Origin of the sequence: Brevundimonas sp. (genome assembly GCF_004210735.1) — a bacterium.
Classification (GTDB): Bacteria; Pseudomonadota; Alphaproteobacteria; order Caulobacterales; family Caulobacteraceae; genus Brevundimonas.
In genome coordinates, this window is record NZ_SDZL01000007.1 from 1 (window position 1) to 17,978 (window position 17,978).

Sequence of the window (17,978 nt, forward strand, 5' to 3'; positions counted from 1 at the left end):
TTCACTTCCCAGTTCCAGTTCGCGCCGGTCGTGGACGATTCCGCATTGATGTCGTCGATGACGTGGTAACCCGCGTCAATCGCGCCATACCAGCCGTCCGGCTCCGCCGACGCAGCACCGGCTGCGAACAGCCCCGCCGCGGCGACACTGGCAAGAAGTTTGATCTTCATTGGTGTCCTCACACTCATGTTATTCCTACGGCGACGCTTACACGGCGCGCTCCAGCCCCGAACGACCTATTCGTCGCATCGTTCCGAAACCAGGCGCGGATTATGGCGACTGTGGCGCCGTTTCAACACATTGCGAGGTTGGCGGGGCGGCTTCGCCCTGCAAGATTTCGTCGATGAAAATGGAGACTGACATGAGACTGAGCTTTGACAACCGCGTCGCCATCGTCACCGGGGCCGGCGGCGGCCTGGGCCGGGAACATGCCCTGGCTCTGGCGGCTCGGGGCGCGAAGGTGGTGGTCAACGATCTGGGCGGCGCCCGTGACGGCTCGGGCGGATCAGCGACGGCGGCCGAGGCTGTGGTGGCCGAAATCGTGGCGGCCGGTGGCGAAGCGATGGCCAATGCGGCCTCGGTCACCGACCCCGCCGCTGTCGAGGCCATGGTCGCGGACGTCATGGCGCGCTGGGGTCGGGTCGACATCCTGGTGAACAACGCCGGCGTCCTGCGCGACAAGACCTTCGCCAAGATGACGTTGGAGGATTTCCGCTTCGTCGTGGACGTGCACCTGATGGGCGCGGTCAACTGCACCAAGGCGGTGTGGGAGATCATGCGCGCCCAGAATTATGGCCGCATCGTCATGACCACGTCGTCATCGGGCCTGTACGGCAATTTCGGCCAGTCGAACTATGGCGCGGCCAAGATGGCGCTGGTGGGATTGATGCAGACCCTGTCGATCGAGGGGGCCAAGAACGACATCCGGGTCAACTGCCTGGCCCCCACCGCCCATACGCGGATGACCGAGGATCTGGGCGCCGCCCTGCCGCTGGAAGCGCTGGGGCCTGAACTGGTGACGCCGGGCCTGCTGCACCTGGTCAGCCAGGATGCGCCGACGCGGGCGATCCTGGCCGCCGGGGCGGGCGGATTCGAGCGGGTCTATGTGACCCTGACCCAGGGCGCCTTCATCACCGGCGCAGACGCGCCCGAGCAGGTGGCCGCGCGCTTTGACGAAATCTCGGACCGCGCCGGCGAGATCGTGCCGGAGATGGGCGCCGCCCAAGGCATGATCGAACTGACCAAGGCGAAAGCTGCGCTTTCTTCCTAGGAGCCTATGCGCGCGACGCGGTCGCTCGCGGCTTGAGGCTATCTAGCGTCAACATCAGATATCCCGGCGCCTTGCGTTGACCTCGCGTGAGGCGCCTAACTTGGCTCAGGCAGGAAACCCGCGCTCAAGCAGCAAGCCGCCGCGCGGCGAGCGATAGCGCACTTATAAGGAAGCTCAGATGCGTGAAGCCGTCATCGTCTCCACCGCCCGCACCCCGATCGGCCGGGCCTATCGCGGGGCGTTCAACGACACCCAGGCGCAACAGCTCGGCGCCCATGCGGTGAAGCATGCGGTCCAGCGCGCAGGCGTCGATCCGGCCGAGGTCGAGGACGTGGTCCTGGGCGCGGCCCTGCAGCAGGGCGCGACCGGCACGAACGTCGCGCGCCAGGTCGCCCTGGCGGCGGGCCTGCCCTCGACCGTCCCGGGCATGAGCCTGGACCGCCAGTGCGCGTCGGGCCTGATGGGGATCGCCACGGCGGCCAAGCAGGTGGTGTTCGACCAGCAGAAGATGGCCGTCGGCGGCGGGCTGGAGTCGATCTCGCTGGTCCAGAACCAGCACATGAACCTGTACCGTATGAAAGACGAGGCGCTGCTGAAGCTGTCGCCCCACATCTATATGTCGATGCTGGAGACGGCCGAGGTCGTCGCCGCCCGCTACGGGATCAGCCGCGACGCCCAGGACGAGTACGCCCTGCAGTCCCAGCAGCGCACCGCCCAGGCCCAGGCCGAAGGCCGCTTTGACGCCGAGATCGTGCCGATGACCACCAGCATGCTGGTGATGGACAAGGCGACTGGCCAGACCTCGTCGAAGGAAGTGACCCTGTCAAAGGACGAAGGCAACCGGCCCGAGACGACGCTGGAAGGGCTGCAATCGCTGAAGCCGGTGTTCGGCGGCGGCGAGGAAATCGAGCAGGGCCGGTTCATCACGGCGGGCAACGCGTCACAGCTGTCGGACGGCGCTTCGGCCTGCGTCATCATGGAGGCGGGCGAGGCGGTGAAGCGCAACCTGCAACCGCTTGGCGCCTATCGCGGCATGGCGGTGGCGGGCTGCGAGCCGGACGAGATGGGCATCGGCCCGGTGTTCGCCGTGCCCCAGCTGCTGAAGCGCCATGGCCTGACCGTCGATGACATCGGCATCTGGGAGCTGAACGAGGCCTTCGCCGTGCAGGTGCTGTACTGCCGCGACAAGCTGGGCATTCCCAACGACCGGCTGAATGTGTCAGGCGGCGCCATCTCGATCGGCCATCCCTACGGCATGTCGGGCGCCCGGATGACCGGTCATGTGCTGATCGAAGGCAAGCGGCGCGGCGCCAAATACGGCGTCGTCACCATGTGCGTCGGCGGCGGGATGGGCGCAGCGGGCCTGTTCGAAATCTACTGAGTCTTAACTGACGCCATAATGCGCACGGTACCAGGCCACGAAGGCGGCGACGCCTTCGTGGACCGAGGTGCCGGGCGTATAGCCGGTCAGCGCCGTCAGCAAGTCGACGCTGGCGAAGGTGGCGGGAACGTCGCCCGCCTGCATCGGCATCATGTTCAGCGTCGCTTCACGACCCAGCGCCCCTTCCATCTCGCGGATGAAGTCCATCAGATTGACCGGCTCGCCCCGGCCGATGTTGACCGCGCGCCAGGGCGCGGCCGGGCTGAGGGAATCCATCGGCCCGACCGGCGACCCCTTGACCGGCGGAACCGTCAGCAGACGGACGATCCCCTCGACCAGATCATCGACGTAGGTGAAGTCCCGCTTCATGTCGCCGCCGTTATAGACGTCGATGGGCCGCCCCTTCAGCGTCGCATCGACGAATTTGAACAGCGCCATGTCCGGCCGCCCCCACGGCCCATAGACCGTGAAGAAGCGGAACATGGTCGTCGGGATGTCCCACAGATGGCTGTAGGAGTGGGTCATCAGCTCCGTCGCCTTCTTGGTCGCAGCATAGAAGGTCATCGGGTGGTCGGCGCGGTCCGTCTCGCAGAACGGCATGACGGTGTTGGCGCCGTAGACCGAACTGGTGGACGCGCCCAGGAAGTGACCGACCTGATATTTGCGGGCCAGCTCCATCACATTGAAGGTGCCGACCAGGTTGGAGTCCACATAGGTTTCCGGGTGTTCCAGACTGTAGCGGACGCCCGCCTGGGCCGCGAGGTGGATGATCGCCTCGGGCCGGGCCTGTTCCGCCACCGTTTCCAGAGCGGCACGGTCTTCAAGCATGACGATGTGTTCGGAAAAACCGTTGTGCCGCTTCAGCAGGTCATGCCGCGCAGTCTTCAGGGCCACGTCGTAATAGGCCGTCATGCCATCGACGCCGAACACCTCGTGCCCGTCGGCGATCAGCCGCCGCGCCAGGTGAAAGCCGATGAAACCGGCCGAACCGGTCAGCAGAATGCGCATGATGTATCCCCCGTCACCGGCCCCATGTCAGGCGAACGCCGGTCTGGCAAGAGAGGCGTCACCCCAGCGACAGGTCGCAATCCGCCAGTTCCGGCAGAACTTTCGCACTGACCGCCAGCTGATCGTAGGCCGACATGATGTGGTAGAAAGAGCTGGCGGGCGCCGCCTCCTCGACGAAACGTCGGTCGCCGGCCAGACGATCCCACCACAGGCCGTTGGGCAGCAGATAGGATTGCAGGGCGGCCAGTGCGTCGGCGGCGTCGGCGATGTAGGCGGCGCGCGCCGTCCCTTCGGCCGTTTCCGCCAGCAGAAGCGCGGCCTTCAGCCATTCGCCCTGCGGCCACAGGCGCGCCGAGCCGCTGCGGACGGACATGTCGTCCCGCAAGGCGTCAATCGCCACGCCCCGGATGGCGTCCACCCCCTTGCGACCGACCTCATAGAGGCGCCGCGCCGCATCAATCGCATCAGCATTCTGGCGTCGAACACCCCATCGCGTCAGCAGCCAGGCCCATTCGAACTGATGTCCCGGCTCGACCAGGCGCCCCTCCTCGCCCGGCTGCGGCGTCCAGTTCTCGGAGAAGAACTCGCGCAGCGCGCCGCTTTCGGGTGCGATGAAATGAGCCATGGCCAGTCCGGCGATCTCGTCTGCGATGGCGCGCCATTCCGGATTCGGGTCCAGATCCTCCCAGGCCAGAACCGCTTCCAGCAGGTGCATCTGGGCGTTCGCCTGATAGGGCTGGTCGCCCGCCTCGGGCCAACCGCCGAACGGCAGGCGTTCGCGCATCAGCGCGTCGCGCAAGGCCAGGGCGCGACGACGCGCCTCGTCCGCCTCGACCCCGGCTTCGACGGCAGCGGCCAGGGAGAACAGAACGAAGGACTGATCGTACAGGGTGGCGGTGTCGTCCAGCGTGTGACCGTTGTCATCCACCAAGGTGCGGTAACGCCCGTCATCGCGCGAATTCGTCTGCCAGAACCGGCGCAAGCCCCGTGTCACCGTATCTCGCCACGGCCCGCGCCAGCCCAGCAAGCCCGCGCGGCAATAGACCTGGACCTGGCGCGCCTGCACCCGCGTGCGCCGGGGAAGGTCCACACGACGGCCGTTCTGGCGCATCCGATCGACGAAGGCGCCGTCCGGCTCGACGCCCAGGGTGCACCATAGCGGCAGGGCCGTGGTGCGCATCCAGGTCGAAAAACTCGCGGCGCAATGGTCAAAAGCTTCCCGCGCGCCCGAGCCGAGACCGAAGTGAGTGGGGTGTTCGGCGCGGATGCGCTCGACCAGGCCTTTCACCTCCTGCGCGCGATCCAGGTCGCAGACCAGGACGGCGTCTTTTTCCGCGATGATCGCCAGGTTGGACACGCCGGCCGTGGCGACCAGTATGCCCTCGGACGCCCGCACCAGACATTGGTCGCCTTCTGATCCGATCCAGGTCCCGGCGGCCCCGGAGCCGGTCGCCGCCACCGCGTCCCAGGCGCCCAGGTCCGACCAGGCGAAGCCGACCGGCAGCACCCAGGCCTTGGCCGTGCGTTCCATGACGGCGTGGTCGATGGAGATGCGGGGCGCGGTGGCGAAGACCGGAGCCAGTTCGATCACTCCGCCTTGTTCCGGCGCCAGGGATGCGGTCGCGGCGTGTGCCACATCGGGCGCATAGGTCGCCAGTTCTTCCAACAGGGTGGCCGCCGGGACGATGAAATTGCCGCTGTTCCACAGGTAGCCCTGGGCGAGATAGGCCGTCGCGGTTTCGCGGTTGGGCTTCTCGACGAAAGCCGCGACGGGCGCCAGGCCCTGACCCTCGGCGCGGATATAGCCATACGCCGAGGACGGCTCCGTCGGCCGGACGCCCAGGGTGACGACGAAGCCTTCCTTGGCCTTGGACGCCGCCGCGCGGACCGCGTCGCGGAAGCCGTCGCCTTCCGGCAGATGATGGTCAGACGCCACATAGACCACCACCCCGGCAGGGTCGGTACGGGCCACATAGGCGGCGGCGGCGGCCATGGCGGCCGCGGAATCCCGCGCCTCGGGCTCCAGCAGGATGATCGCGTCGCGGCCCAGTTCCTGAAGCTGGGCTTCGGCCCAGTGGCGATAGGCGGCGCCGGTCACGACGATGACCCTGCCCGCCTCGCCCGCCAGGGGCGCGACCCGTTCGACCGCGTCCTGAAACAGCGACCGCCCGCCCTCAAGACCAAGGAACTGCTTGGGCCGATCCGCGCGCGACGCCGGCCACAGGCGGGTGCCCGAGCCGCCGCACATGATGACGGGGTAGAGAGGTTGGCTCATGCAGTCCTTCCGCAAAGCACGGCAGAGCTATTGCCTAGCCTGTCGCACGCCCCGCTGTCGACCGTTCAGCGTTTCGCGGTGAGGGCTGCGACAAAGTCGTCGCGCCAGATGGAGACGTCGGTGTCGCGCACGATCTGCATCAGGGCCTGCCAACGCTGGATACGCTCTTCCAGCGGCATGATCAGGGCGGTCTTGATGGCTTCGGACAGTTCCTCGCGGCTGAACGGATTGACCAGCAGGGCCTCGCGCATCTGTTCGGCGGCGCCGGCGAAGCGGGACAGGATCAGCACGCCCGGGTCGTCGGGGTTCTGGGCCGCGACATATTCCTTGGCCACCAGATTCATGCCGTCGCGCAGGGGCGTGACCAGGCCGACCCGCGCCGCGCGATAAATCCCCGCCAACTGATCGCGGCGATAGGTGCGGTTCAGATAGCGGATCGGCTGCCAGTCCATGTCGGCGTAGGCGCCGTTGATGCGGCCGGCCAGCGCCTCCAGCCGGACGCGGATGTCCTGATAGGTGTCGACCTCGTCGCGCGAGATCGGGGTGACCTGCAGCAGGAAGACCTCGCCGCGCATGTCGCGGTTGTCGTGCAGGAACTGCTCATAGCCCAGCAGTCGCTGTTCCAGCCCTTTGGAGTAGTCCAGCCGATCGACCCCGACCAGCATGGCGCGGAAGGCCGAGGACGCGGCCATCCGGTCATAGGTGCGGGCCCCCAGCGTCGAATTGCGGGCGTCGAGGAAGCCCTGAACATCGATGCCGATGGGAAACACGCCGCCCTGAAGCGTCTTGCCGAACGCGTCCAGACCGTCGTTGCCCGACGGCTTTCCACCCGCTTCGGAGATCACATAGTCGCGGAACAGGTCGAACCATTCGCGGGTGTGGAAGCCGACCAGGTCGTAGTCGAACATCGATTCGACCAGCCGCCGATGATACGGCAGCGTCACCAGCAACTGCCGCGCCGGCCACGGCGTATGCAGGAAGAAGCCGATCCGGTTCGTGATCCCAAGCCGCCGTAGATCCCGGGCCAGCGGAATCATGTGATAGTCGTGGATCCAGATGACGTCGTCCGGCTGGATCAGCGGGGCCAGGGTCTCGGCGAAGCGGGCGTTGGTCCGCTCGTAGCCTTCGCCGAACGACCGTTCATAGGCCGTCAGATCGACCCGGTGGTGGAACAGGGGCCACAGCGTCTTGTTGGCGTAGCCGTTGTAGTATTCCTCGACGTCCTGCTCTTCCAGATCGACCAGGGCGACGGTGACGCCGGCCCGGTCCTCGATCTTGGCCTCTGGGACAAAGGTCTCGGTCGTCTCGCCGGACCAGCCGAACCACAGGCCGTCGTATTTGCGCAGCGCCGCCGAAAGGGCCATGGCCAGTCCGCCGGCCGAGCCCGCCGCCGGATCCTTGGGCGCCGAGACGCGGTTCGAGACGACGATCAACCGGCTCATCGCGCGTCCGTCCACGACCGGCTGAGCAGGACGGCGCAGTTGATGATGCCGACCAGGGAATAGGTCTGGGGGTAGTTGCCCCACAGTTCGCCGTTCTCGATGGCGATGTCCTCGCTGAGCAGGCCGGCGTAGGTGCGGCGGGCCAGCATGTCCTCGAACACCTTGCGCGCCTCTTCGGTGCGGCCGTTCAGGTGCAGCGCCTCGATGTACCAGAAGGTGCAGAAGTTGAAGGCGGTCTCGGGCTCGCCGAAGTCGTCGGGGTGGGCGTAGCGGAACAGGTATTCGCCGCGCTTCAGTTCCTTTTCCACCGCCTCGAAGGTGCGGACCTGTCGCGGATCGCGCACGTCGAGGAAGCCCAGGTCGGTCATCTGCAGCAGCGAGGCGTCCAGTTCCGTCCCGCCGAAGCTGGCGGCGAAGCGGCCCTCGTCCGGCAGATAGGCCTCGGCCTCGATGCGCTCGTGGATGATGCGGGCGCGGTCGGCCCAGACCTCGGCCCGCTCGTTCAGGCCCAGGTGACGCGCCGCCCTGGCCAGCCGGTCGCAGGCGGCCCAGCACATGACCGAGGAATAGGTGTGCACCCGGGCGATGGTGCGGAACTCCCACAGGCCTGCGTCCGGCTGGTCGTGCATGGCGAAGGCGCGCTCGCCGACCTTTTCCAGCGCGTGATAGTCGTCGATCGAGCCGGGCCGCAGCAGGCGCTGGTCGAAGAAGGACTGCACCAGCGGCAGGACGATCTGGCCATAGACATCGTGCTGAAGGTGCTCGTGCGCCTGATTGCCGACGCGCACGGGCTTCATACCGCGATAACCCTCAACCGTCTCGACGATCCGCTCGCTGATCGCCGGTTCCAGACCCACGCCGTACAGGGGCTGGACGTGGCCGCCCTTGGACGCGTCGACCAGGTTGCGCAGATAGACCAGATAGTTTTCCAGGATATCGACCACACCCAGCCGGTTCAGCGCCCGCACCGTGTAATAGGCGTCGCGAATCCAGCAGTAGCGATAGTCCCAGTTGCGGCCGCTGCCGGGGAACTCGGGCACCGAGGTGGTCATGGCGGCGACGATGGCGCCGGTCTCCTCGTGCACGCACAGCTTCAGGGTGATGGCGGCACGGATCACCGCCTCCTGCCAGTCCAGCGGCAGGTACAGGGTGCGAACCCATTCCTTCCAATAGGCGATGGTCCGGTCCAGCGTGGCCGAGACGCCGGCGCGGACCTCCTGATCGTAGCCCTCGTCCGGGCCCAGGAAGAAGGCGAGTTCATTCTCCAGCCGGAAGGTGCGCTCATCCATCACATGCGAGACCGGGCAGTTGGTCGTCAGCCGCATGGTGATGTCGGTGCACAGATAGCGGATGTGGTTCGAGCCCGAGGTCTGCTCGGCCCGCCGCGCGCCCCACCCGGCCGAAGGCCGCAGCCGCACCGTGATGCGCGGCACGCCGTGCAGCGGCCGCACGATCCGCGCGAAGGCCAGCGGGCGATAGGTCCGGGCATGTTTGATATGGCGCGGCGCGAAATCGAGAATCTCGACCGAGGATCCGTCCTCGGCCGTCAGCACGGTGCGCAGGACCGGCGTGTTGCGGACATAGGCCTGATCGATGCGCTGCTGGCCCTCGATCTGGATGGACCAGAAGCCGTGTTCGGGGTCGCTCCCGTCCATCAGGGCGGAAAAGATCGGGTCGCCGTCGACGCGCGGCGCGCAGGCCCAGACGTAGCGGCCCTCACGGTCGATCAGGGCGCTGATGGCGCAGTTGCCGATGGGGGCGAGGTCCAGCGAGGGGGTCATGCGGGCGTCTCCTCGACGGTCTCCAGCCAGTCCAGCACCGCGTTCACGTCAGCAAGGCCGTAGCGCGCGGCGGTGTCGCGCGGGCCGCCGACCAGCACGCCGAACCCGCCCAGACGGGCAGCGGCGCGAAAGCCGTCCTCGTCCGTCAGGTCGTCGCCGACCATGATGGGGGTCGCCCCCGCGAACGGCGTCTCGGCCATGAAGGCGGCGACGGCGACACCCTTGTCCGCGCCGGGGGTTTTCAGCTCCACCACCATTGAACCCGGTTGCAGGGCCAGACCGTGGGCCGCCGCCAGCGCGTGGGCCAGGGCGGTGGCGTCCGCCGCCTGTTCCGGCGCCTGGCGGAAATGCAGGGCGACGGCCCCGCGCTTGTCCTCAACGATCACGCCGGGACGCGGTTCGGCGAAGGCCCGAAGCGCCCGCGTCGCCTGGGGCAGCGACGGCGCCGAGTCGCGTTGCTGAAGCCCGCCCGTCGCGTCACGGCGCTCCAGCCCATGCACGCCGGAAGCGGCGCCGGCCGCGCCGTCGGTGATCCGGTCGATCTCGGACAGGGGACGGCCGCTGACGATGGCCACCCTGCCCTGCATACGCGCGGCCAGACGCTCAAGCATGGCCGTGCGTCGGGGATCGGGGCCTACGGCGTCCGGCGTGGCCGCCAGCGGCGCCAGAACGCCATCAAGATCGAGGAAAAAGGCAGGTCGGATCAGGCGGGAGGGAGGGGATTGCAGTGGCAGGACGGACGTCGCGGACGACAAGGACATAGGCGTGCGGCTTTGACTCATAAGGCTCCCTCGAAGGGAGCGGAACGCGCCAAGGCAGCAAAGGTTACAGCGGTCGAGAATTTTTCCCGCCATTGTCGAAATGCGCCGCAAGAGGCTATCTCCCGCAAATGACACTCTCTGCTCCCGTTCATTCCTCGCCCGAGGAAATCGCCGCGATGACCGAGCGCGCCCGCGAGGTCGTGCAGTTGAACATCGAGGCCTTGAGCGCGCTGGAACGCTCCATCGACGTCTCGATCGCCCGCGCCTGCGACGTCATCCTGAGCCGGCCCGGCTATGTGGTGGTGACCGGCATGGGCAAGTCGGGCCATATCGGCGGCAAGATCGCCGCAACCCTGGCGTCCACCGGCACCAACGCCTTCTTCGTCCACCCGGCCGAGATGAGCCACGGCGACCTGGGCATGCTGCGACCCGACGTGACCCTGATCGCCCTGTCCAACTCGGGCGAAAGCCGCGAGTTGCGCGATCCGTTGCTGTATTGCCAGCGCAACGGCATTCCGGTGATCGGCATCACCCAGCGGCCGTCCAGCTTCCTGGGGCGTCACTCCGAGGTCTGCCTGACCATGCCGAATGTGGCCGAGGCGTGCCCCAACGGCCTGGCGCCCACGACCTCGACCCTGATGAGCCTGGCCGTCGGCGACGCCCTGGCCATGGTGTTGATGGACCGACGCGGTTTCACCCGGGAAGCCTTCGGCATGCACCATCCGGGCGGCGCCCTGGGCATGAGCCTGCAGTCGGTGAAGGAATGGATGGGCGACAACGCCGCCGCGCCAGCCACCGTCGGCGAAGAGGCGCCGTTCAGCGAGGTGGTGGCCGCCATCACCGCCGGCCGCAAGGGCGCAGTCGCCGTGCTGGGCGCCGACGACAACCTGGCCGGGGTGGTCACCGACGGCGACGTGCGCCGCGCCTTCGCCAACGACATCGCCGGCGTGCGTGCGGCGGACATCATGAGTCGCTCACCCATCACGGTGGAGCCCGAAGCCCGGATGAGTGACGTGGTCGACCTGCTGACCCAGAACAAGATCTCCAACCTGTTCGTGGTTCAGGACCAGCGCCCGGTTGCCATCATCCACATCGCGGAGCTGATGCAGTCCGGCTACGTTTCGTGACGGTGGAGGCCGACGGGCCAGCTTCTAGTCCAGCACCACGCCCGTGGTGCGCATGATCTCGGCGCGCAGTTCGGGGATGCCGCCGGCCTTTTCGGCCGAGGTGACGGCGACCCAGGGGTAGGCGGCGGGGCGTTTGGCGATCGCCTTGAGCGTGGCGGCCTGGACCTGTTCGGCCTCGCCCTTTTTCAGCTTGTCGGCCTTGGTCAGGACGATCTGGTAGCTGACCGCGGCCAGGTCCAGGGCGTCCAGCGCCTCGGTGTCCACGGCCTTGAGGCCATGGCGGCTGTCGATCAGCAGATAGACCCGCTTCAGCGTCACCCGGCCACGCAGATAGTCGCGGCCCAGGTCCTGGAATTTCTTCACCGTCGTCTTGGACGCCTTGGCCCAGCCGTAGCCGGGCAGGTCGACCAGCCGCATCTTGCCGTCCAGATCGAAGAAATTGATCTCACGCGTGCGGCCCGGCTCGTTCGAGGCCCGGGCCAGCTTGTGCATGCCGACCAGGGCGTTGATCAGGCTGGACTTGCCGACGTTGGACCGGCCCGCGAAGGCGATCTCGGGCAGGTCGGGATCGGGCAGTTGCTCGATCTTGGCGCAGCCCATGATGAAGGTGGCAGGGCGCGCGAACTGCACGCGCGCGGCCTCAAGCTCCTCCGGCGTATATTCGCCGGGGCCCAGTTCGCGCGGAGCCTGATCGCCCTCGATCATCCTCAGGCCTTCTTGAAGCGGGCGAGGAAGGTGTCGATCGGGTTCTCGGCCTTGAAGCGGTGCATGATGAAATACTGCTGGATGATCGACAGGATGTTGTTCCACGCCCAGTAGATCAGCAGGCCGGCGGCGAACGGCGCCATGATGAAGGTGAAGATCAGCGGCATGAAGGCGAAGATCTTGCGCTGCATCGGGTCCTGCGCCGGCGGGTTCATCGCCATCTGCAGCCACATGGTCAGGCCATAGAAGATCGGCAGTACGCCCAGGTGCAGCGAGCCGTTCAGCAGCCCACCAAGCACCGGCAGGCTGGCCGGATCCCAGGGGATGAGCCCGAACAGGGTCCAGATCGTCGAGGGATCGCGCGCCGACAGGTCGCGGATCCAGCCGAAGAAGGGCGCGTGACGCATCTCGATGGTCACGAACAGCACCTTGTACAGGGCGTAGAAGACCGGGATCTGGACCAGGATGGGCAGGCAGCCGGCCAGCGGATTGATCTTCTCCCGCTGATACAGGGCCATCGTCTCCTGCTGCTGCTTCTGCGGGTCGTCCTTAAAGCGCTTCTTGATCTCCTCCATCTTGGGCTGGAGGGTCCGCATCTTGGACATGCTCTCGTAGGATTTGTTAGCCAGCGGGAACATGAGCAGCTTGACCACGACGGTCAGGCCGAGAATGGCCAGGCCGAAGTTGCCCAGCAAGCCGAAGAAGAACTCCACCACCATGAACAGCGGGCGCGTCAGGAACCAGAACATGCCCCAGTCGATGGCGTAGACGAAGCGCGGCAGGCCCAGGCTTTCCTCATAGCTCCTGAGGATCTCGTTGCGCTTGGCGCCGGCGAACAGGCGCTGGGTTTCGGTGATCTGGCGGCCCGGCTGGATGACGTGGGCCTCGCCCAGCATATTGGCTTCGTGGATGTTGGTGCGCTCTGCGTCGCGAACGCTGAAGCGGGTGTCGACCTTCTCGGACTGGTTCGGGATCAGGGCCGCCAGCCAGTATTTGTCGGTGATGCCCAGCCAGCCGCCGGTCGATTCATTCTCGATGCGCGGCTTCTTGGCCCAGTCCTTGTACTTGACCTGTTCGGTGCGATAGCCGTCCGCGCCCCCGAAGGCGCCGATGGCGCCTTCGTGCAGGATCATCTGCTTGCCCAGATCGCCCGGAACGCCCTGACGCTGGACCGAGCCGTACGGGGCGATGGTGATGGCCTGGGCGCTCAGGTTGGCGACCGTGTCGGTGACGGTGAACAGATACTGCTCGTCAATTGCGATGACGCGCGTGAAGCGCAGGCCCGCGCCGTTGTCCCAGGTCAGGGTGACCGGCGTGGTCGGGGTCAGGGTCGCGCCCGAGGTCAGGCGCCAGACGGTGTTGGGGCCGGGAACGCCGCCCTGGACGTTGGGGCCGGTCCAGCCGAACTGGGCGAAATAGGCGTGCTCCATCCCCTGCGGGCGGAACAGCTCGACCGGCGGCGAGGCCTTGTCCAGCGTCTCGCGATAGCGTGTCAGATACAGGTCATCGATACGCGCGCCCTGCAGCGACAGCGAACCCTTCAGATTCGGCGTCTGGATCGGCACGCGGGCGGCGGTGCCCAGCGCCTCGGTCCGGTCGGTGACGAAGACGGCGCTTTCGGGCCGCAGGGCGGTGTTCGAGGCGTCCGTAGCCGCGGTCGACTGCTCGGCGGCGGCGGCGTCCTGCGTCGCCTTGCGACGCTCGGCCTGCGGCTGCAGCACCAGCACCTGATAGACCAGCAGGAAGATCGCCGCGATCACGACGAAGATGATCGTGTTGCGGGAATTCTCGTTCTTCATGGAGTTCAGCGGTCCTGGCCGGAAAGGTCGCGGTCGGTGGGGGGCGTCTCGGACGCCGCGCGCGGGGTCGCGAGCCTTGTAAGCGCCGATTTCACATCGTCAAGCAAACGGTCCCATGGACGGTCCGCGGTGCCCATGCGGGCGATGAACACATAGTCGCAGCCGGGCTGCGCATGGAGGGGCGTCAGCAGCCGCGCAGCCTCGCGCAGGCGGCGCTTGGCGCGGTTGCGAACCACCGCCCCGCCGATCTTGCGGGTAGCGGTGAAGCCCAGCCGCACGGCCGGATCGTCGTCGTCCCGCTGCAACTGCTGAACAACCACGGCGCCCCGCGCCTGGGAAACGCCTTTGGCGGCCGCCAGAAACTGGGGCCGCCGTGTCAGGCGATCGATTTTCATCAGATCGGTCATGCGCCGTTGGGGGCGCGTGACGTCAGGCCGTCAGGCGCTTGCGCCCCTTGGCGCGGCGACGCGCAACGATCTTCTGTCCGTTCTTGGTGGCCATCCGCGAACGGAAGCCGTGACGGCGCTTGCGCACGAGTCGCGACGGCTGATAGGTCCGCTTCACGGTCGGCTCCGAAATCTAGAGTGAGGGCGGACGGGTTGCTGTCCACCGCAGGAAGGGCGGGCCTATACGGGGCGAGAAACGGTGAGTCAACGCCGACAGGCCCGGGCGGGCTCAATTCCTCTAGGGAAACAGGGCGTCGTCGGCTAGGAAATCGCCATGGATCGGGTCAAAAGGTTTCTGCCCCTCGCCGTCCTGCTGGCCTTCGTGGCGCTGATCTTCGGCATGGGCTGGAACCGCTATCTCTCACTGGACACCCTGCGCGAGCACGGGGAGACGTTCCGCGCCCTGGCGCGGGATCACTATGTCCTGACGCTGCTGGCCCTGATGGCCGTTTTCGCCCTGATGACCGCCAGCGTGATCCCGGGCGTGGTCTTCATCACCGTGACCGCCGGCTACCTGTTCGGGCCGTGGGTTGGGGGAGTGTCCACGTCGATCGCCGCCACCGTGGGGGCGCTGGGCGTCTATTATGTCGGACGCTCGGCCATGGGCGAGGCCCTGCGTCGCCGGGCCGAAAGTCAGGCGGGCCTGCTGAAGACCATCTGCGAGGGTATCGACCGCAGCACCTTCCGTTATGTGCTGGTGGCGCGTCTGGTGGTGACGGTGCCGTTTCACCTGATCAATCTGGCGGCCGGGGTGATCTCGGCGCCGCTGAAACCCTATGTCGTGGCCACCTTCATCGGCCTGCTGCCGGCGCACACCATCTATTGCTGGATCGGCGCCGAGCTGAACGAGATCCTGGTCAACGATCCGGATCCCAACCTGCAGGAGATGTTCGCCCAGTTCATGTGGCCGCTGATGGGGGTCGGTTTCCTGTCGCTGCTGTTGCCGCTGGCGCTGCGGGGCGTGCAGTCGTGGCGCGCGCGTCGGGAGCCGCTGAACGGGAACACGGCATGAGCGGCGACAGCAACGGTGCGCCACCGTCCCGCGTTGGCCGCCCGATGGATCGGCTGCGCCCCCGGATCGCCACCCTGCGTCAGGACTGGCCCGATGAACTGAAGGTGCGCGCCCCGGACGGCCTGTCCGCGCGCCTGCTGCTGCTGACCGTGGCCTTCACCCTGGCGGTCGAGGCGATGATCATGGCCCCCAGCGCCGCCTCGTTCCACGAGCGATGGTTGCGTGACCGGTTGCAGGCGGCCGAACTGGCCTCGGTCGGGGTCGAGGCCCTGCCCTATAGCGCGGTCGAGGACGACACGGCCGAACAGCTTCTGACCATCGGCGGCGTGCAGGCCGTGGTCGTCGGCGAGCAGGGGGTGCGCCGTCTGCTGTTGCAGGCCCCGAACCTGCCTCGCGCGCCCGACGTCATCGACCTGAGGCGCGAGAGCAGCTGGTCGCGGTTGATGGAGCCGTGGCAGACCCTGTTCGGCCATCCCGACCGTTCGATCCGGGTTCAGGCCCGGCCCCGTTATCGGTCCGGCGACTTCATCGAGATCCTGGCGCCCGCCCAGCCGTTGAAGCTGGAGCTGCGGGCCTTTTTGCTTAACACCCTGTTCGTGTCGCTGCTGATCTCGGCGGTGGCGGGGGCGCTGCTGTATGCGGGCCTGTCGTATCTGGTGATCCAGCCGCTGCGCCGGGTCACCCGCTCGATCGAACGCTTCGCCGCCGACCCCGAAAGCCCCACCGAAACCCCGTCGGACCGTCAGGACGAGATCGGCCGGGTTGAGCGCGAACTGGCGCGGATGCAGGAAGAGGTGCGGCATTCCCTGCGCAGCCGCGCCCGGCTGGCGGCGCTGGGCGAGGCGGTGGCCAAGATCAATCACGATCTGCGCAACATGCTGACCTCGGCCCAGATGGCGTCGGAGCGGCTGTCGACCTCGTCCGACCCGATGGTGGCCAAGGCCCTGCCCCGGCTGGAGCGGGCGCTGGATCGCGCCTCGGGTCTGGCCCGGAACGTCCTGGCCTATGGCAAGACCGAGGAGCCAGAGCCGCAACGCGTCCGCGTGCCCCTGGCCCAGGCCGTCGCCACGGCCGGCGAGGACGCGGGCCTGACCCTGGCCGCCGGCGCACAGGGCGTGCGGCTGGAGCGCAAGCTGCCGGCGCGCGCGATGGTGCTGGCCGACGCCGATCAGTTGCATCGCATCCTGGTCAATCTGATGCGCAACGCCCGGCAGGCGATCGAGGCGGACGCCGCCCGTTGCGGGCGCGGCGCCGTGCGGGTCAGCGCACGCCCCGATGAGGCAGGCTGGGTCATCGACATTCAGGACGACGGTCCCGGCGTGCCCGAACGACTGGCCGAACGACTGTTCCAGCCCTTTGTCAGCGGTGGCGGATCAGAGGGGACCGGTCTGGGCCTGACCATCGCCCGCGAACTGGCCGTCAACCACGGCGGCGACCTGCGTCTGGTTGAAACCAGCGCCCAGGGCACGCTGTTCGAACTGCGCCTGCCAGGCTGAGCGCGGCGCCATTTGGGCGATGGCGCGTTATGCGCTGGATGAAAAGGGGCGAGGCCCCACCGTCCCGGAGCCTGTGATGCTGAAACTGACCGATCTTCGACTGACCGTCGCCGTCTCGGCGGCTGCCCTGACCTTTGCGACTGCGCCTGTCGTGGCCCAGACCGCTCCCGCGCAAACCCAGACCCAGACCACGCTGGACGCCATGCTGCGCGCCAAGGGCGAGGAATATCACCGCGCGCCCGACGCCGAGCAGAACCCGGCCGAGGTTCAGGCCACACAGGCGCTGAACGCCGAGATCGCGGTCGAGAACAGGGCCGCCGCCGAACTGGAAGCGGACGAGGAGGCTGGCTACGCCCGCGCTGTCGCCCGCAATGCGACCGATGTCGCCGAGACAGACGCCCTGCGCGCGCAGTACGAGGCCGACCTCGCGGCTTCGACAGCGGCCAAGTCCGAATACGACCGCGCCTACGCTTTATGGGAGGGCCTGATCCGCGCCTGCGAGGCCAGCGGCCGCACAGATTGCCGGGTGAACGATCCGCGTTAGGTCGCCTCTGTTCACGGACGCGAGACCACCCCATAGTTGCGCCTGCGGGCTCGGATGAGGGGGATCATGCGCAAGTTTCTGATCGGGGCGGCAGCTTTTGCGGTGTTGCTGACGCCTGGCCTGACGTTCGCCCAGGAAGCGGACGAGGATGTCATTGTGGACCCCGCTTGGGCGGAGGTGCCGGCGCCGGAAGAGCTGGGACGCCTCTACCCGGCGTTCGCCGGCGCCATGGCGATGAGCGGCTCGGCGGTGCTGAAATGCCGCGTCACCCTGGAGGGGCGTCTGGCGTTGTGCGAAGTCGTCAAGGACCTGCCTGCCGGACTGGGATTCGGCCGGTCGGCCCTGGCGTCCGCCCCGCAGTTCCGTTTGACGCCCCGAACGGTCAACGGCGACATCAGGAAGTCATACGTCCAGTTCACCGTCCAATTCACGATGGATCGGGACGAGACCATAACGCCCTGGTCCGGCAAGGAGCCGCCGCCGGAGCAGGTGGCGGCGCTTCGCAAGTCACTGGCTCAACTGGTCGAGGATAGGGGGCCGCCCCCGGGAGTCGACCTCGACAATCTGGGGGTCGATGACGCCCGTCACGCCGAGGTCGTGGCGATGATCCAGAGCGTCCAAGCCGATTTTCTGGACGGGCAGCTGGACGCCATGGCGCTGGCCATGACCCGTGTGTCGACGCCCGAACAGATGACCGCGATGGTCAATGGATTGCCGCCGCCCGGCCCTCTGCCCGAAGGCCTGGAAGAAGCAGGACCGGAACTGAAGCAACTGCAACTGCAGTTCGAGCGGCGCCTGCGCGATCTCTATTGCGCGCGCCATATGTGCCTGGCTGACGGAGCGCCGGGATTGGCCGGCGACGGTGTCCTGAATGCCGCTCAGGCTGCGGCGCGTGCCGCAGCGGTCAACCCGATCCCGGCGAGGCAGTAAC

16 protein-coding genes are annotated in these 17,978 nt (G+C 67.3%); 7 read left to right on the forward strand and 9 right to left on the reverse strand.

From position 1 onward, the window contains the following. Window positions 1–361: 361 nt before the first annotated feature. A complete protein-coding gene (locus EON91_RS02390) occupies window positions 362–1,270 on the forward strand; it encodes an SDR family NAD(P)-dependent oxidoreductase (protein WP_292091347.1) in 909 nt (302 codons plus the stop codon). A 178-nt stretch (window positions 1,271–1,448) separates the two neighbouring features. After that, window positions 1,449–2,651, forward strand: a complete 1,203-nt coding sequence (locus tag EON91_RS02395; protein ID WP_292091348.1) for an acetyl-CoA C-acyltransferase — start codon at window positions 1,449–1,451, stop codon at window positions 2,649–2,651. A 3-nt stretch (window positions 2,652–2,654) separates the two neighbouring features. Here EON91_RS02395 and EON91_RS02400 read toward each other — a convergent pair whose 3' ends face one another. The 5 genes from EON91_RS02400 to otsB form a co-directional block, all read right to left on the reverse strand. Continuing rightward, the gene (locus EON91_RS02400; RefSeq protein WP_292091349.1) at window positions 2,655–3,659 is read right to left on the reverse strand and encodes an NAD-dependent epimerase/dehydratase family protein; all 1,005 of its coding nucleotides are present in this window, start codon (window positions 3,657–3,659) and stop codon (window positions 2,655–2,657) included. A gap of 58 nt (window positions 3,660–3,717) precedes the next feature. Continuing rightward, window positions 3,718–5,934, reverse strand: a complete 2,217-nt coding sequence (locus EON91_RS02405; RefSeq protein WP_292091350.1) for an AGE family epimerase/isomerase — start codon at window positions 5,932–5,934, stop codon at window positions 3,718–3,720. Between the two features lie 65 nt (window positions 5,935–5,999). Continuing rightward, window positions 6,000–7,376, reverse strand: a complete 1,377-nt coding sequence (locus tag EON91_RS02410) for a trehalose-6-phosphate synthase (RefSeq protein ID WP_292091351.1) — start codon at window positions 7,374–7,376, stop codon at window positions 6,000–6,002. Continuing rightward, the gene (locus tag EON91_RS02415; protein ID WP_292091353.1) at window positions 7,373–9,157 is read right to left on the reverse strand and encodes a glycoside hydrolase family 15 protein; all 1,785 of its coding nucleotides are present in this window, start codon (window positions 9,155–9,157) and stop codon (window positions 7,373–7,375) included. The genes EON91_RS02410 and EON91_RS02415 overlap by 4 nt, the downstream gene beginning before the upstream one ends. Then, window positions 9,154–9,939, reverse strand: a complete 786-nt coding sequence (gene otsB, locus EON91_RS02420; RefSeq protein WP_366250153.1) for a trehalose-phosphatase — start codon at window positions 9,937–9,939, stop codon at window positions 9,154–9,156. Before otsB ends, EON91_RS02415 begins: the two co-directional genes overlap by 4 nt. Window positions 9,940–10,094: 155 nt before the next feature. Between otsB and EON91_RS02425 the strand changes: the two genes are divergently transcribed. Next, on the forward strand, window positions 10,095–11,045 hold the full coding sequence (locus tag EON91_RS02425) for a KpsF/GutQ family sugar-phosphate isomerase (RefSeq protein WP_292091356.1): 951 nt from the start codon (window positions 10,095–10,097) through the stop codon (window positions 11,043–11,045). Between the two features lie 24 nt (window positions 11,046–11,069). Here the strand turns inward: EON91_RS02425 and yihA are convergent, their stop codons facing one another. Genes yihA through rpmH form a run of 4 tightly spaced genes read right to left on the reverse strand, consistent with a single transcriptional unit; the run spans window position 11,070 to window position 14,113 of the window. Continuing rightward, window positions 11,070–11,750, reverse strand: coding sequence for a ribosome biogenesis GTP-binding protein YihA/YsxC (gene yihA, locus EON91_RS02430; protein ID WP_292091358.1), 681 nt, complete (start codon window positions 11,748–11,750; stop codon window positions 11,070–11,072). 2 nt (window positions 11,751–11,752) lie between these two features. Continuing rightward, the gene (gene yidC, locus EON91_RS02435; protein WP_292091360.1) at window positions 11,753–13,549 is read right to left on the reverse strand and encodes a membrane protein insertase YidC; all 1,797 of its coding nucleotides are present in this window, start codon (window positions 13,547–13,549) and stop codon (window positions 11,753–11,755) included. Between the two features lie 5 nt (window positions 13,550–13,554). Next, window positions 13,555–13,956: a ribonuclease P protein component gene (rnpA, locus tag EON91_RS02440; RefSeq protein WP_292091362.1), complete on the reverse strand. Its 402-nt coding sequence runs from the start codon at window positions 13,954–13,956 to the stop codon at window positions 13,555–13,557. Between the two features lie 22 nt (window positions 13,957–13,978). Further along, entirely contained in the window at window positions 13,979–14,113 is a 135-nt protein-coding gene (gene rpmH, locus EON91_RS02445) for a 50S ribosomal protein L34 (RefSeq protein ID WP_003164000.1), read from the reverse strand. Between the two features lie 156 nt (window positions 14,114–14,269). On the opposite strand from rpmH, the gene EON91_RS02450 reads away from it, so the two are divergent. From EON91_RS02450 to EON91_RS02465, 4 genes are all read left to right on the forward strand, one after another. Continuing rightward, on the forward strand, window positions 14,270–15,007 hold the full coding sequence (locus EON91_RS02450) for a TVP38/TMEM64 family protein (protein WP_292091363.1): 738 nt from the start codon (window positions 14,270–14,272) through the stop codon (window positions 15,005–15,007). Next, complete coding sequence (locus EON91_RS02455) at window positions 15,004–16,503, forward strand: HAMP domain-containing sensor histidine kinase (RefSeq protein ID WP_292091364.1); 1,500 nt, start codon at window positions 15,004–15,006, stop codon at window positions 16,501–16,503. The genes EON91_RS02450 and EON91_RS02455 overlap by 4 nt, the downstream gene beginning before the upstream one ends. 76 nt (window positions 16,504–16,579) lie before the next feature. Then, the gene (locus EON91_RS02460; RefSeq protein ID WP_292091365.1) at window positions 16,580–17,047 is read left to right on the forward strand and encodes a hypothetical protein; all 468 of its coding nucleotides are present in this window, start codon (window positions 16,580–16,582) and stop codon (window positions 17,045–17,047) included. Window positions 17,048–17,113: 66 nt separating this feature from the next. Further along, window positions 17,114–17,977 (forward strand): energy transducer TonB, encoded by an 864-nt coding sequence (locus EON91_RS02465; RefSeq protein WP_292091366.1) that lies wholly within the window; start codon window positions 17,114–17,116, stop codon window positions 17,975–17,977. Window position 17,978 lies beyond the last annotated feature (1 nt).

What these genes read in the sequence shown, in the direction of transcription:
- EON91_RS02425 (WP_292091356.1), top strand. Translation starts at nt 10,095, where the DNA reads ATGACCGAGCGCGCCCGCGAGGTCGTGCAGTTGAACATCGAGGCCTTG.
- EON91_RS02405 (WP_292091350.1), bottom strand. Translation starts at nt 5,934, where the DNA reads ATGAGCCAACCTCTCTACCCCGTCATCATGTGCGGCGGCTCGGGCACC.
- yidC (WP_292091360.1), bottom strand. Translation starts at nt 13,549, where the DNA reads ATGAAGAACGAGAATTCCCGCAACACGATCATCTTCGTCGTGATCGCG.
- otsB (WP_366250153.1), bottom strand. Translation starts at nt 9,939, where the DNA reads ATGAGTCAAAGCCGCACGCCTATGTCCTTGTCGTCCGCGACGTCCGTC.
- EON91_RS02410 (WP_292091351.1), bottom strand. Translation starts at nt 7,376, where the DNA reads ATGAGCCGGTTGATCGTCGTCTCGAACCGCGTCTCGGCGCCCAAGGAT.
- EON91_RS02450 (WP_292091363.1), top strand. Translation starts at nt 14,270, where the DNA reads ATGGATCGGGTCAAAAGGTTTCTGCCCCTCGCCGTCCTGCTGGCCTTC.
- EON91_RS02400 (WP_292091349.1), bottom strand. Translation starts at nt 3,659, where the DNA reads ATGCGCATTCTGCTGACCGGTTCGGCCGGTTTCATCGGCTTTCACCTG.
- EON91_RS02460 (WP_292091365.1), top strand. Translation starts at nt 16,580, where the DNA reads ATGCTGAAACTGACCGATCTTCGACTGACCGTCGCCGTCTCGGCGGCT.
- EON91_RS02395 (WP_292091348.1), top strand. Translation starts at nt 1,449, where the DNA reads ATGCGTGAAGCCGTCATCGTCTCCACCGCCCGCACCCCGATCGGCCGG.
- EON91_RS02455 (WP_292091364.1), top strand. Translation starts at nt 15,004, where the DNA reads ATGAGCGGCGACAGCAACGGTGCGCCACCGTCCCGCGTTGGCCGCCCG.
- EON91_RS02465 (WP_292091366.1), top strand. Translation starts at nt 17,114, where the DNA reads ATGCGCAAGTTTCTGATCGGGGCGGCAGCTTTTGCGGTGTTGCTGACG.
- EON91_RS02390 (WP_292091347.1), top strand. Translation starts at nt 362, where the DNA reads ATGAGACTGAGCTTTGACAACCGCGTCGCCATCGTCACCGGGGCCGGC.
- EON91_RS02415 (WP_292091353.1), bottom strand. Translation starts at nt 9,157, where the DNA reads ATGACCCCCTCGCTGGACCTCGCCCCCATCGGCAACTGCGCCATCAGC.
- rnpA (WP_292091362.1), bottom strand. Translation starts at nt 13,956, where the DNA reads ATGACCGATCTGATGAAAATCGATCGCCTGACACGGCGGCCCCAGTTT.
- yihA (WP_292091358.1), bottom strand. Translation starts at nt 11,750, where the DNA reads ATGATCGAGGGCGATCAGGCTCCGCGCGAACTGGGCCCCGGCGAATAT.